The following is a 12,841-nucleotide window of genomic DNA, read 5'->3' on the forward strand; positions in this document are numbered from 1 at the left end:
GCCCGGCCGAGCTCGTCCGCGGCGGCCCGCAGCGCCCCGGCGAGCCCGGTGACGCCGTGCCCGCGCAGCGCGAGCACCTCGCCGACCAGCGGCCCGGTGAGCTTCCCGCCCTCGATCTGGCGCAGCACCTTGACCTCCTTGGCGAACTGCAGCACCGCCAGCTCGGCCGGCGCCCGCCAGGCGCAGGCAGCCGCGGTCAGCGCGGAGGCCGTCAGCCGGTCGCCGGTCATCGAACCGGACGTGTCGAGGACGACGCAGATGGCCAGGTCGGTGCGCGCCCAGTCGCGCGCCCAGATCTCTTCCAGAGACGGCATCCGAGCGCCCGAGCGGGCCTCCACGATCGCGTCCATCGACGCGTCGAGGTCGATGTCACCGCCGCGGTCGGCGGGGATCCGGCGCATCCGCGCCGTCCCGCGACCGCCGGGCTGCCCGACCCTCGCCCGGTCGAGCACCAACCGCGCAGCGAGCTCCTTGGCCTTGCGTCGCAGCTCCTCGTCGGTGGCCTGCACCAGCTCGCCGAGCAACGCCATCATGTCGTCCGGGTTGGACTCCATGGCCTCGTCGACCGCGGCCTCGTCCAGCTCGCCGACCTCGGGCGAGACGTCCGAGAACATCGGGTTCGCCGACAGCTCCTGCCGGCCCTTGGTGCGCTGCTTCGGACCCGACTGGCCTCGTCCCGGGGGCGGCGGCTGCGCCGCCTCGGAACCCTGGTCAGCCGGGTCTACGCTTCCCCCGAGTCGTCGTCCTCGTCCTTCGGCTCGCGGCCGAACACCGCTTCGTAGAGCTCGCGCACGACCTCCTCGGGGGTGCGCGAGGAGGACTCGTGCAGCCGCACGCGGCCGGACAGCGCGACCGTGGCGGCGTCCAGCCCGAGATGCCAGTCGGTGACCGGGATGCCCCGCGCCTGGGCCAGCGCGCTGGCCACCTTCACCAGGTCGATCACGCCGCGCACCGACGAGCCGACCCGCACGTCGGAGTGGTCGCGCGTCGAGCGCACCAGCTCGATGACCTTCGCGCGCCAGTCGTCGGGGACCTCGGGGGCGCGCAGCACGCCGATCTGGTTCTCGGCCTCCGGCGACTGGTAGCCCATGGCGATCCGGCAGGTGCGGTCGTAGATCGCGCCGGAGATCCGCGCGGTGCCGACCGAGTCGTACGGGTTCATCGCCGCGACGAACGAGAAGCCGTCGGCGGCCCGCACCGAGCCGAGCCGCGGCACGTGCACCTCCCCCTCCGACATCGACGTGAGCAGCACGTTGAGCGTCTCCTCCGGCACCCGGTTCAGCTCCTCGATGTACAGCAGACCGCCGCTGCGCATCGCCTCGAGCAGCGGACCGTCGACGAAGATCTCCGGGGTGTAGCCCTGGGCCAGCACCTGCGCGGGGTCGAAGTGCCCCACGAGCCGGCCCGGGGTCAGCTCCGCGTTGCCCTCGACGAAGATGAACGGCACGTGCTGGCGCGCGGCGACCGCCCGCAGCAGCGTCGTCTTCCCGGTCCCGGGCGGGCCCTCCAGCACGACGTGGGCGCCGGCCTCGAGCGCGGCGAGCAGCAGCTCGACCTCGCGTTCGCGTCCTATGACCTCATCGCCGAGATCGGCGTACGAAATACTCATTCTCTTCTGCTCACTCAGCTTTCCTCGGTCGCGCACACGGCGACAGACCTCCGGCGCCCTCGAGTCGAGGACGTCGGGGTCTGCCGCCATTATGCCCAGTGCTCGTGCGATGCCTAGTGCTCGTGGACCATCACGCCACGGACGTTCTTGCCCTCTTCCAGGTCGTCGTACCCCTGGTTGACCTCGTCGAGGGTGTACGTGCGGGTGATCAGCTCGTCGAGCTTGATGTCGCCGGACTGGTACAGCCCGATGATCTTGGGAATGTCGGTGGTCGGGTTGCAGTCGCCGAACAACGACCCCTTGACCGTCTTGCGGAACAGCGTCATCAGCGACCCGGGCAGCTTGATGTTGTCCAGGTCGAGCCGGTTCAGGCCGGTCAGCACGACGGTGCCGCCCTTGCCGATCGTGTGGAAGCCGGCGGTGATCTGCGGCTCCTCCACCAGGCCCGTGGTGATGATCAGCTTGTCGGCCATCTGCCCGCGGGTCAGCTCGGTGACCTTCGCCATCGCCTCCTCGGCGGTGGCGAACGCGTGGGTCGCGCCGAGCTCCATCGCCTTCTCGCGCTTGTTCTCCAGCGGGTCGACGGCGATGAGGTTCTTCGCGCCGGCGTACCGCGCGCCCTGCACGGCGTTGATGCCGATGCCGCCGATGCCGTACACGACGACGGTCTCGCCGGGGCGCACGTTCGCCGTGTTCACCGCGGAGCCGAAGCCGGTCGGCACACCGCAGCCGACCAGGACCGCCTTGTCCAGCGGCACGTCGTCGTCCACCTTGACGCACGAGGCCTGGTGGATGACGCCGTACTGGCTGAACGTGCCGATCATGCACATCGCGCCGACCTTGTCGCCCTTGGAGTTCTTCATCGGCCAGTGATCGCCCGGCAGCCCGCCGATGAGGATGTCGGCACCCATGTCGCAGATGGACTGCTGCCCGTTGGCGCAGTAGCGGCAGGTGCCGCAGTTCGGGATGAACGAGCAGACCACCTGGTCGCCGGCCTTCACGCGGGTGACGCCCGGCCCGATCTTCTCGATCACGCCGGCCCCCTCGTGGCCGAGCACCATGGGCAGCTGGGCCTCCATGTCGCCGTTCTTGATGTGCAGGTCGGAGTGGCACAGCCCTGCGTGGGTGTACCGGATCAGCACCTCGCCCTCGCGCAGGTCGTCGTCGAGCTCCAGCTCCTCGACGACGATCGGCTTTCCGGTCTCGTAGACGACGGCGGCCTTGGTCTTCATCACAGCGGACTCCTCGTGGTCGGTCTCCGGGACGCGGCCGATCGGTGACTCGTCGAGGGGCGAACGAGCGACGTGACCGCGATCACCTGTCTATCGCGGTACGCCGGAGTTGTCGAGGGCCGAAGGTCGCAGAACGAAGCCCGGTGGCCACCGAGCGGAAGGTCAGCCGCGCAGGACCGCCTCGCAGATCGCCAGGCCCTCGACCGCGCCGGCCGACAGCGCGCCCGCGCAGTGCACGATCCAGCGGGCGACGCCCTCCGGCGTCCCGCCCCGGTAGGCGGCCAGCGCCTGCTCGTACTCGCGGCGCTCGGCGACGTGCCCGACCTCGGGGACGGCGAGCGCCTTCGGGTCGACGCCGGTGGAGATCAGCGCCACCCGCGCAGCGCCGCGCGCGACCACGCCGTTGAGCGCGGCGAACGGCCTGAGCGCGAGGAGCTCGCCGTGCACGACGGCGGCGACGACGACGCCCGGCAGGTCGCGGGAGCGCGGGGCGCGGACGGTGTCGGCGAGTTGCTGCAGCCTGCGGGAGACCTCCGGGCCGCCGACCGGCCGGCCGAGGTCGTCGTTGTGCAGCGACCCTCGGGCCGCCTGCAGGTGCAGCGCGGCGATCGCCTGCAGCGGTGCCTTCTCCCAGGTCTCGGTGATCCGGCCGAGGCCGCCGGCGACGCGCAGGCAGCCGGTGACGACCGGGTCGTCGATCGTCCCCGCCCGCACCGCCTCGAGCTGGTAGCCGTGGTCCTCGAGCTCGGCGGACGCGCGCGCGCCGCGGATCAGCGACTCCCCGCTGACGTCGGCGGACTGCTTGCGCAGCACCCGATGCTTCAGCAGCCGGTCGACGTCCTCGCGAGCCCGGGCACACGCCTCGGCGACGCCGGGAAGGTCGACGAGGGGCAGCAGCGGATCGGTCGCGGGAGCAGTCGGCACGCGCTCCAGCCTAGCCACCGCCGGAGCGTGCAGCGGCCGGGCCCGCCGACCCGGGCGGGCGCCGTCCGCCCGGGGGATAGGGTTGCCGGATGGACACCAACCACACGAACAGCAAGCCCGAGTTCGAGATCCCGCAGAGCACCCCGCCGGCGGAGCTGCAGATCGAGGACATCACCGTGGGCGACGGCGCCGAGGCGCAGGCGGGCATGACGGTCGACACCCACTACGTGGGCAAGTCCTGGTCGACCGGCAAGCAGTTCGACGCCTCCTGGGACCGCGGCCAGTCGCTGTCCTTCCCGCTCGGCGCCGGGCGCGTCATCCAGGGCTGGGACCAGGGCATCGTCGGGATGAAGGTCGGCGGCCGGCGCAAGATCACCATCCCGCCGCACCTCGGCTACGGCGAGTACGGCGCCCCCGGCGCGATCGCGCCCAACGAGACCCTGGTCTTCGTCGTCGACCTCGTCGGCGTCCGCTAGCCGGTCCCGGCGCGACCGCCGGAGCACTCCCCATAACGTCGGCCGTGCGGCCCGCTGTCCACCTGGGGTGGACGACAGGCCGCACGGCTGACGATTTCCGGAGGTCCTCCCCGGCGAGGACGCCGACGTCGCATTCACGCATGCGACTTTGACAATAAATTCCGCGCGGGCGTTTGCTCTTCTGCATGCCCCTCACGCGCTCCCCCGGCTGCCGCACGTCCTGCTCCCGTCTCGCCGAGCCGCGCCGGCGCGCCTCGCGCACCGGAGCGCGGCGGCGCGGCCTGCGCCGGCTCGTCGCGATCACGGCGATCGGGGTCGGCGGGCTGTCGCTCTCGGCCTGCACCGCGGAGGGCAGCGGGGACGTCGTCGTCGGGTTCTACCCCCTGGAGTACCTGGCCGGCAGCATCGCCGGGGACAGCCAGACGGTGCTGAACCTCGCGCAGCCCGGCGCCGAGCCGCACGACATGGAGCTGACCGCCAAGCAGATCGGCGCCGTCGGCGCGGCCTCCCTGGTGATCTACGAGAAGGGGCTGCAGCCGGCCCTCGACGATGCGGTGCGCAACGAGCACCCCGCGCACGTCCTCGACGTCAGCACCGTGACGCCTCTGGAGGGCGGCTACGAGGAGCTCGGCCACGGCGACGCGGAGTCCCACGAGGGGCACGACCACGAGCAGGAGACGCTGGACCCGCACATCTGGCTCGACCCCAAGCGGATGCTGGCGCTGGCCGCGGCCGTGAAGGATCACCTCGTGCAGATCGACGAGGCGGGGGCGTCGACGTACGAGCAGAACCTCGCCGCGCTGCAGACCAAGCTGGAGAATCTCGACGCCGACTTCACCGCGGGGCTGGCCAACTGCGAGCGCACCGCCATCGTCACGACGCACAATGCGTTCGGCTACCTCGCCAAGGCGTACGGCCTGCAGCAGGTCGGCATCGCCGGGCTGACCGAGGAGGAGCCGTCCCCGCAGAAGCTCGACGAGGTCCAGCAGTTCGTGCAGGCGAACGGCGTGACGACGATCTTCTACGAGCAGGCGGTCAGCGACAAGTACGCCAAGACGGTCGCCGCCGAGACCGGCGCGAAGACGGCCGTCCTCAACACCCTCGAGGTACGGCCGCCCTCCGGTGACTACCTCAGCGCGATGGAGCAGAATCTGCAGGCACTGCGCCAGGCGCTCGGCTGCAGCTAGCGATCGCGAGGGGAGACCGGTGGAGCTTCGGCATCTGCGGTACTTCCTCGCCGTCGCCGAGGAGCGGCACTTCGGGCGCGCCGCCGCGCGGCTGCACATGGCGCAGCCGCCGCTGTCGCAGCAGATCAAGCGCCTCGAGGACGAGATCGGCGCGCAGCTGCTCGCGCGCACCACCCGCCACGTCGAGCCGACGCCGGCGGGGCTCGCGTTCGCCGACCGGGCCCGGGCGATCCTGGCCGAGGTGGACGCCGCGGCCGCCGAGGCGCGCAGCATCGCGCAGGGCAGCGCCGGCTCCATCCGCATCGGCTTCGTAGGGTCGGCGTCCTACCAGGTGATGCCGCAGGTCGCCCGCGCGATCCGCACCGCCCTGCCGGACGTCGAGATCGTGCTCTCCGGCGAGATGCTCACGCCCGCGCAGACCGCCGCGCTGCTGCACGGCACCATCGACCTCGGGGTGCTGCGCGGCCCCGTCGACGCGCCCGAGCTCGCCGTGCTTCCGCTGGCCGACGAGCCGCTCATCGCCGCGCTGCCGGACCCGCACCCGCTGGCGAGCGCCGAATCACTGGACCTCCGCGACCTCGCCGGGAGCCGGTTCGTCGGCTACCCGGGCGGCCGGCGCTCGGTCGTGCACGCCGCCGTCACCGAGGCGTGCGCCCGCGCCGGCTTCTCCCCCGACATCGCCATCGAGGCGGCCGAGACCGCCACGATCGTGTCGCTGGTCGCGGCCGGCGCGGGCGTCGCCCTGCTACCGGAGTCGGTGCGGCACCTGACGATCCCCGGCGTCCGGTACGTGCCCCTGACGCCGGCGCCGCCGCTGGTCCGCCTCGCCGCGGCATGGCGCAAGGACGACGCCTCGCCGCTGCTGGCGCGGGTGCTGGACGTCGTCCGCGGACTATTCCCCGCCGAGCAGCGCGATGTCTGAGGGGTGCGTCGCCAGCGGCGTCACCTCGACCGACATGTACTTGAACAGCGGCAGATTCCACAGGATCTCGTGCAGCCGCTCGTTGTCCGCGACGTCGAAGATGCTGATGTTCGAGTACTGACCGGCGCACCGCCAGATGTGGCGCCACTCGCCACCGCGCTGCAGGTCCTGCGAGTACGCCTTCTCCTTCGCGATCGTCTCGGCGATCTGCGCGGGGTCGGCGTCGTGCGGGATGTGCACGTCCATCTTCACGGCGTACAGCATCAGGCAGGGTCCAGGACGTAGTCGTACACGGTCTTCTCGGCGTCGCCGTCCTTCTGGATGTCGAGCATCAGCTCGGGCTTGACGGCAGAGGCGACATCGTCGGCGTTGTGCTCGTCGCCCGGGAAGTACAGCTGCGCGGTGATCAGCCGGTAGCCCGGCGCCGAGGCCTTCATGTGGATGTGCGCGGGGCGCCAGGCGTGCCAGCCGGCGGCGGCGATGAGCTTGCCGCACGCGCCGTCCGTCGGGATCTGGTACGGCGCAGGCCGCACCGTGTTGAAGACGTAGCGGCCCTCCTCGTCGGCGACCACCGCCGAGCGCAGGTTCCACTCCGGGATGCCCGGGGCGTACTGCGAGTAGAAGCCCTGGGCGTCGGCGTGCCACATCTCGAGCTTCGCGTGCGGGATCGGCTTCCCGTCCAGGTCGCGCACCTGGCCCTCGAACCGCAGCGGCGTCCCGGGCTCGCCGTCGCGCATCGGCATCTGGGCGGTGCCCTGGAACTCCGGCGCGCCGGGCACGTAATACGGGCCCTCGATGGTGCCCTTGGAGCCCTTGCGATCGGCGCTGTTGACCTCCTCGACGACGTGCTCGACCCAGACGTCGAGGAACAACGGCCACTCGCCGTCCTCGCCGACCTGGATCAGCCAGTTCTTCAGCGCGTCGTACTCGGCGTACGTCACCTGGTGCTTGCGGATGGTGTCGTGGACGGCGCTGAGCACCTCCGTGGCGAGCAGGCTGACCCGCTCGGGGTCGGTGTCCGCGACGCCGGCCTGCTGCTTGGCCTTGAACGCCGCGGTCGCCCCGGCGCCCGAGTCGGCCGCGCGGGCGGTCGTCTCCTCCTGAAAATCGGTCATTGCCGGTCCTTTCGTGGTGGTGCGGTGAGTGGGTGCTAGTCCTCGCGGTAGTGCGCGAGCTTGGTCTCGTCGACCGTCAGCCCCAGACCGGGACCGGGGCGGACGGCGAGCCGCCCGTCGACGATCTGCAGCGGCTCGGCGAGCAGGTCGTCGGACATGTCCAGGAAGTTCGACAGCTCACCTGCGCGGCGGGCGGTGGCGGCGAACGCCGCCCCGAAGGCGACCGTGCAGGCCGTGCCGATCTGGCCGTCGATCTGGTTGCCCATCACGGTCTCGACGCCCAGGCCCTCGCACTGCCCGAGGATGCGCTGGGAGTCGCTGAAGCCGGTGCGCGCGGTCTTGATGCTGATCGCGGTCGCCGAGCCGCCGAGCAGCTCGCGGGTGACGTCGGCCTGGGTGGGCACGCTCTCGTCGGCCACGAACGGGATCGCGCTCTGCCGGACCAGCCAGCGGCGGCCCAGCACGTCGTCCGCCGGGCAGAGCTCCTCGGCGAGGGTGAGCCCCAGGTCGGCCATCTGCCGCATGGCCTCCGCGGACTCCGACGGCGTCCAGCCGCGGTTGCCGTCGACGTACAGCTCGATGTCGTCGCCGAGCTCGGTGCGCAGCGCGCGGCACACGTCGACGTCCAGCGCGATCGGGTGCCGGCCCACCTTGACCTTGAACGTCGTGATGCCGTACCGCTCGCGCATCCGTCGGGCCTGCTCGACCATCACCTCGGGAGAGTCGAAGCCGAGCATGTGGCACACCCGCATCTCGTCCGTCCACCCGCCGAGCAGCTCGGTCACCGAGCGGCCGGTCGCCTGTCCGACGAGGTCCCAGATCGCCATGTCGACGGCGGCCTTCGCGGTCGGGTTGCCGACGGTGCGGTGCAGCGCCGCGCGAACCTGCTCGCGCGCGAAGATGCTGGTGCCGCTCAGCGCCGGGGCGAAGAGCCCGCTGATGACGGCGATGATCGAGGCCTGCGTCTCGCCGTAGGTGAACGGTCGTGGCGGGGCCTCCGCGGTGCCGACGAGACCGTCGTCGGTGTGCACCCGGACAAGCACGTGCCGCGCCGTGTCGACCTCGCCGCTGGCGAACCGCAGCGTCTTGGCGTAGGGAATGGCGAACGGAATCGCCTCGATGCGCTGGATCTGCACGCGGTCCTCCTGCCGTCGCACCGAACGTAAACCGCGGTCGAGACGACGTCCAATACCTAATTGCGTGCGATCAAGACTTCCGGGGTCTCAATGCGTCACGAGCAGCTAGATACCCGCGCCCTCGAGCTCGTGCTGGGTCGCCAGCCGGCGGGACAGCTGGGTGGTGGCCGTGGACGCGGCGACCCCGAGCGCCACCGCGCCGAGCGCCCAGCCGGTCCCGCGCCGCTCGATGCCGAGGGCGTGGTCGAGCGAGAGCTTCCCCGGTCCGCTCTCGACCAGCGCCGCGAGCGCCGTGATCAACGTCAGGTTGTACTCGTACCCGCCGTTGGCGTTCCACGGCCCGTTCGGCAGATGCACGGTGCGGACGGCGGTGGTCATCGCGCCGATGAGCCCGGCGGCCGCCAGCGGCGTGAACAGGCCCGCGGCGACCAGCGCGCCGCCCGCGGTCTCGGTGACGCCGGCGGCCAGCGCGTTCTGCCGGGTCGGGTGCAGCCGGAGCGAGGCCATCATCTGCTCGGTGCCCTCCAGCCCCGGACCGCCGAACCAGCCGCGGAGCTTCTGCAGCCCGTGCCCGACGAAAAAGCCTCCGATGGTCAAGCGTCCTACCAGTCGCGCGATTCCCACGATGAGCTCCTCAGGTCCTCGGTGTGCACGGGTGCCCTGCCGCTGACGGCGGCATCGTCGGCGCCCGCGGTCTCGATCATCTCGCCGATCCGTCCACGGCGCCAGATAGCGCTAGATTGACAGAAACGGTTCTGCTGATCTGGAGGCACGCATGTCCGAAGAGTCACCGACGATCGACAACCTGCTGCACGAGACGCGCACCTTCGTGCCCAGCTCGGACTTCGCGGCGCAGGCCAATCTGACGGCCGAGTCGTACGACGAGGCCGCGTCCGACTTCGAGGCGTGGTGGCGCAAGCAGGCAGACCGGCTGACCTGGGAGACCGAGCCGACCCAGACGCTCGACTGGAGCAACCCGCCGTTCGCCAAGTGGTTCGCCGACGGCAAGCTCAACGTGGCCTACAACTGCGTCGACCGGCACGTCGAGGCCGGCAAGGGCGACAAGGTCGCCTACTACTTCGAGGGCGAGCCGGGCGATACCCGCGAGATCACGTACGCCGACCTGAAGGACGAGATCAGCCGCGGCGCCAACGCGCTCACCGAGCTCGGGGTGCGGGCCGGCGACACCGTCGCGATCTACATGCCGATGATCCCCGAGACCGTCTTCGCGATGCTGTCCTGCGCCCGGATCGGCGCCGTCCACACCGTCGTGTTCGGTGGTTTCGCCGCCGACTCCCTCGCCACCCGCATCCTCGACTGCGGCGCGAAGGTGGTGATCACCGCCGACGGTGGCTACCGGCGCGGCAAGCCCGCCGGGCTGAAGGACACGGTCGACAAGGCGCTGGAGAAGACGCCCGACGTGCACACCGTCCTCGTCGTCCGCCGCACCGGCCAGGACACCCCGATGACCGACGGGCGCGACAAGTGGTGGGAGGACTTCGTCGGCGGGCAGAGCCCCGAGCACACGCCGGAGGCGTTCGACGCCGAGCACCCGCTGTACGTCATGTACACCTCGGGCACGACCGGCAAGCCGAAGGGCATCCTGCACACCAGCGCCGGGTACCTGACCGGCTGCGCGTACACGCACTGGGCGCTGTTCGACATCAAGCCCGACACCGACGTCTACTGGACCGCGGCGGACGTCGGCTGGGTGACCGGCCACTCGTACATCGTCTACGGGCCGCTGGCCAACGGCACCACGTCGGTGCTGTACGAGGGCACGCCCGACACCCCGCACCAGGGCCGCTGGTGGGAGATCATCGACAAGTACAAGGTGTCCATCCTTTACTGCGCGCCCACCGTGATCCGGATGTTCATGAAGTGGGGCGAGGAGATCCCCGCCAAGTACGACCTCGGCACCCTGCGCCTGATGGGCTCGGTCGGCGAGCCGATCAACCCCGAGGCCTACGTCTGGTACCGCCGGGTGATCGGCCACGACTCGGTGCCGGTGGTCGACACCTGGTGGCAGACCGAGACCGGGTCGGTGATGATCTCGCCGCTGCCGGGCGTCACCGCGGCCAAGCCGGGCTCCGCCATGCGCCCCATCCCCGGCATCTTCGCCGACGTCGTCGACAGCTCCGGCGTCCCGGTGCCCGACGGGCAGGGCGGCTACCTGGTCATCACCAAGCCCTGGCCCTCCATGCTGCGGACGATCTGGGGCGATGACGACCGGTACGTCGACACCTACTGGTCGCGCTTCGAGGGGATGTACTTCGCCGGCGACGGCGCGAAGAAGGACGAGGACGGCGACATCTGGGTCCTGGGCCGCGTGGACGACGTCATGAACGTCTCGGGGCACCGCATGTCGACCACGGAGATCGAGTCGGCGCTCGTCTCGCACCCCAAGGTCGCCGAGGCGGCCGTCGTCGGCGCGAGCGACGAGACGACCGGCCAGGCGGTCGTCGCCTTCGTGATCCTGCGCGGCGGCGTCGAGGACTCCGGCGACGCGGTCGTGCAGGAGCTGCGCAACCACGTCGCCTCGGAGATCTCACCCATCGCCAAGCCGCGGCAGATCATGGTCGTCCCCGAGCTGCCGAAGACCCGTTCGGGCAAGATCATGCGGCGGCTGCTCAAGGACGTCGCCGAGAACCGGGAGATCGGTGACGTCACGACGCTCGCCGACTCGACGGTGATGGACCAGATCCAGGCCAAGCTCAGCGGCCAGCCCGCCGCCGACGCCTAGCGGGCGGCCGCTCCCGTAGGGTGGTGTCGGCGCCGCGAACGTCCGCTTCGGCGCCGACGCCACCGTCGCTGCACCCCCCTGGGAGCTGATTCACCCTGTCCCGCCGCATCCCCCGGCGAGTCGCCGCACGCCGCCGCGCACTGACCGAGGCCTTGGCCGATCGCGGCCACGGACCGGCGAGCAGGGTGGCGGAACGGGCGCTGGAGAACGAGGTCACCCTCACCCGCGAGGCGCTGCGCGAAGCGGTGCAGTACCTGCGCACCGAGACCGTCGGCGGGCTCGTGATGCTCGCCGCCACCGTCCTCGCGCTGGTGCTGGCCAACACCGGCGCCGAGCACTGGTACCACTCGGTCCTCGGCGCGCGGATCGGGCCCTCGGCGCTGCACCTGGACCTCACGGTGCACGCCTGGATAGCCGACGGGCTGCTGGCCCTCTTCTTCTTCGTCGTCGGCCTCGAGCTCAAGCGCGAGCTCGCCGTCGGCCAGCTGCGCAACCCCAAGCTCGCCGTCCTGCCGGTGTTCGCCGCCCTCGGCGGCATGCTGGTGCCCGGGCTGATCGGTCTCTGGCAGACGCACGGCGTCGAGGGGGCCGCCAAGGCGTGGGCGATCCCGCTGGCGACCGACATCGCCTTCGCGCTCGCCGTCCTCGCGATCGTCGCCTCGCACCTGCCCAGCGGCATCCGCATCTTCCTGCTCAGCGTCGCGGTCGTCGACGACCTCGGCGCCATCCTGATCATCGCGATCGTGTTCACCAGCGGCATCGACCTCGTCTCGCTGGCCGTCGCCGTCGGGCTGCTGGTCGCGTACGCCGTCCTGCAGCAGCTGCGCGTGCAGGGCACCTGGAGCGTGCTGCTGTACGTGCCGATCGGGCTCGGCTGTTGGTACTTCGTGCACGCGTCCGGGCTGCACGCCACCATCGCCGGCGTCGCCCTCGGCCTGCTCACGCGGGTCAAGAGGGACGGCGGGGAGGAGCACTCGCCCGCCGTCCGGCTCGAGCATCGCGTGCAGCCGTTCTCCGCCGGCCTGGTCGTCCCGCTGTTCGCGCTGGCGGCCGCCGGGATCACCGTCGACGGCCACGCGCTCGGGCACCTGTTCACCGACCCGGTGAGCGTCGGCGTCCTCCTCGGGCTCGTCCTCGGCAAGCCGATCGGGGTGACCCTCGGCGCCCTGTTCGCGGTGCGCTCGCGGCTCGCCGTGCTGCCCGAGGGCGTGCGGTGGGCGGACGTCGGCTCGATCGGCGTGCTCGCCGGTATCGGCTTCACGGTGTCGCTGCTGATCAGCGAGCTCGCGCTGCACGACGACGCGACGCTCGCGATCGGCAAGTCCGGCGTCCTGCTCGCCTCCTTGATCGCCTCGGTGCTGGGCGCGATCCTGGTCAAGACGCGTGACCGCTTCCATGCCGCCAGGGACGGCGAGGACCCAGAATGACCACACGCGGGCACCGAGTTCCCTAGACTCGCAAGCAGATCGAACGATGGCCGGCCGGCACACTCGGCCA

Annotated in this window: 13 protein-coding genes; 5 read left to right on the top strand and 8 right to left on the bottom strand. The window is 71.2% G+C overall.

Going from position 1 to position 12,841, the window contains the following annotated elements:
* The 4 genes from F8A92_RS05600 to F8A92_RS05615 all read right to left on the bottom strand — a co-directional run.
* Positions 1-614 (bottom strand): VWA domain-containing protein (locus F8A92_RS05600; RefSeq protein WP_153504168.1); only part of this gene is annotated, 614 nt, incomplete at its 3' end.
* Between the two features lie 107 nt (positions 615-721).
* Entirely contained in the window at positions 722-1,609 is an 888-nt protein-coding gene (locus F8A92_RS05605; protein ID WP_153504170.1) for an AAA family ATPase, read from the bottom strand.
* A 113-nt stretch (positions 1,610-1,722) separates the two neighbouring features.
* Complete coding sequence (locus tag F8A92_RS05610) at positions 1,723-2,841, bottom strand: NDMA-dependent alcohol dehydrogenase (RefSeq protein ID WP_153504172.1); 1,119 nt, start codon at positions 2,839-2,841, stop codon at positions 1,723-1,725.
* 162 nt (positions 2,842-3,003) lie between these two features.
* Positions 3,004-3,765: a Fic family protein gene (locus F8A92_RS05615; RefSeq protein ID WP_153504174.1), complete on the bottom strand. Its 762-nt coding sequence runs from the start codon at positions 3,763-3,765 to the stop codon at positions 3,004-3,006.
* Between the two features lie 89 nt (positions 3,766-3,854).
* Here F8A92_RS05615 and F8A92_RS05620 point away from each other — a divergent pair, with 89 nt between their 5' ends.
* The 3 genes from F8A92_RS05620 to F8A92_RS05630 all read left to right on the top strand — a co-directional run bounded on the left by F8A92_RS05620 (position 3,855) and on the right by F8A92_RS05630 (position 6,350).
* Positions 3,855-4,241 carry an FKBP-type peptidyl-prolyl cis-trans isomerase gene (locus F8A92_RS05620; protein ID WP_153504176.1) on the top strand — a complete coding sequence of 129 codons (387 nt, stop codon included), beginning with the start codon at positions 3,855-3,857 and terminating at the stop codon, positions 4,239-4,241.
* A gap of 185 nt (positions 4,242-4,426) precedes the next feature.
* Entirely contained in the window at positions 4,427-5,428 is a 1,002-nt protein-coding gene (locus F8A92_RS05625) for a metal ABC transporter substrate-binding protein (RefSeq protein WP_153504177.1), read from the top strand.
* A 19-nt stretch (positions 5,429-5,447) separates the two neighbouring features.
* On the top strand, positions 5,448-6,350 hold the full coding sequence (locus F8A92_RS05630) for a LysR family transcriptional regulator (protein WP_153504179.1): 903 nt from the start codon (positions 5,448-5,450) through the stop codon (positions 6,348-6,350).
* On the opposite strand, the gene catC is transcribed toward F8A92_RS05630, so the two are convergent.
* The 4 genes from catC to F8A92_RS05650 all read right to left on the bottom strand — a co-directional run bounded on the left by catC (position 6,321) and on the right by F8A92_RS05650 (position 9,225).
* Complete coding sequence (gene catC / locus F8A92_RS05635; protein WP_153504180.1) at positions 6,321-6,614, bottom strand: muconolactone Delta-isomerase; 294 nt, start codon at positions 6,612-6,614, stop codon at positions 6,321-6,323. The genes F8A92_RS05630 and catC overlap by 30 nt on opposite strands.
* A complete protein-coding gene (catA, locus tag F8A92_RS05640; protein ID WP_153504181.1) occupies positions 6,614-7,465 on the bottom strand; it encodes a catechol 1,2-dioxygenase in 852 nt (283 codons plus the stop codon). The genes catC and catA overlap by 1 nt, the downstream gene beginning before the upstream one ends.
* A gap of 35 nt (positions 7,466-7,500) precedes the next feature.
* The gene (locus F8A92_RS05645) at positions 7,501-8,601 is read right to left on the bottom strand and encodes a mandelate racemase/muconate lactonizing enzyme family protein (protein WP_153504182.1); all 1,101 of its coding nucleotides are present in this window, start codon (positions 8,599-8,601) and stop codon (positions 7,501-7,503) included.
* Between the two features lie 105 nt (positions 8,602-8,706).
* Entirely contained in the window at positions 8,707-9,225 is a 519-nt protein-coding gene (locus F8A92_RS05650; protein ID WP_228389235.1) for a DoxX family protein, read from the bottom strand.
* A 151-nt stretch (positions 9,226-9,376) separates the two neighbouring features.
* On the opposite strand from F8A92_RS05650, the gene acs reads away from it, so the two are divergent.
* Complete coding sequence (acs, locus tag F8A92_RS05655) at positions 9,377-11,344, top strand: acetate--CoA ligase (protein ID WP_153504184.1); 1,968 nt, start codon at positions 9,377-9,379, stop codon at positions 11,342-11,344.
* Between the two features lie 185 nt (positions 11,345-11,529).
* On the top strand, positions 11,530-12,771 hold the full coding sequence (gene nhaA / locus F8A92_RS05660; protein ID WP_228389236.1) for a Na+/H+ antiporter NhaA: 1,242 nt from the start codon (positions 11,530-11,532) through the stop codon (positions 12,769-12,771).
* Positions 12,772-12,841 lie beyond the last annotated feature (70 nt).

Origin of the sequence: Cumulibacter manganitolerans (assembly GCF_009602465.1) — a bacterium.
Classification (GTDB): domain Bacteria; phylum Actinomycetota; class Actinomycetes; order Mycobacteriales; family Antricoccaceae; genus Cumulibacter; species Cumulibacter manganitolerans.

Coding starts and splice junctions, on each gene's coding strand:
- F8A92_RS05605 (WP_153504170.1), bottom strand. CDS start 1,609: ATGAGTATTTCGTACGCCGATCTCGGCGATGAGGTCATAGGACGCGAA.
- F8A92_RS05610 (WP_153504172.1), bottom strand. CDS start 2,841: ATGAAGACCAAGGCCGCCGTCGTCTACGAGACCGGAAAGCCGATCGTC.
- F8A92_RS05620 (WP_153504176.1), top strand. CDS start 3,855: ATGGACACCAACCACACGAACAGCAAGCCCGAGTTCGAGATCCCGCAG.
- F8A92_RS05625 (WP_153504177.1), top strand. CDS start 4,427: ATGCCCCTCACGCGCTCCCCCGGCTGCCGCACGTCCTGCTCCCGTCTC.
- catC (WP_153504180.1), bottom strand. CDS start 6,614: ATGCTGTACGCCGTGAAGATGGACGTGCACATCCCGCACGACGCCGAC.
- catA (WP_153504181.1), bottom strand. CDS start 7,465: ATGACCGATTTTCAGGAGGAGACGACCGCCCGCGCGGCCGACTCGGGC.
- acs (WP_153504184.1), top strand. CDS start 9,377: ATGTCCGAAGAGTCACCGACGATCGACAACCTGCTGCACGAGACGCGC.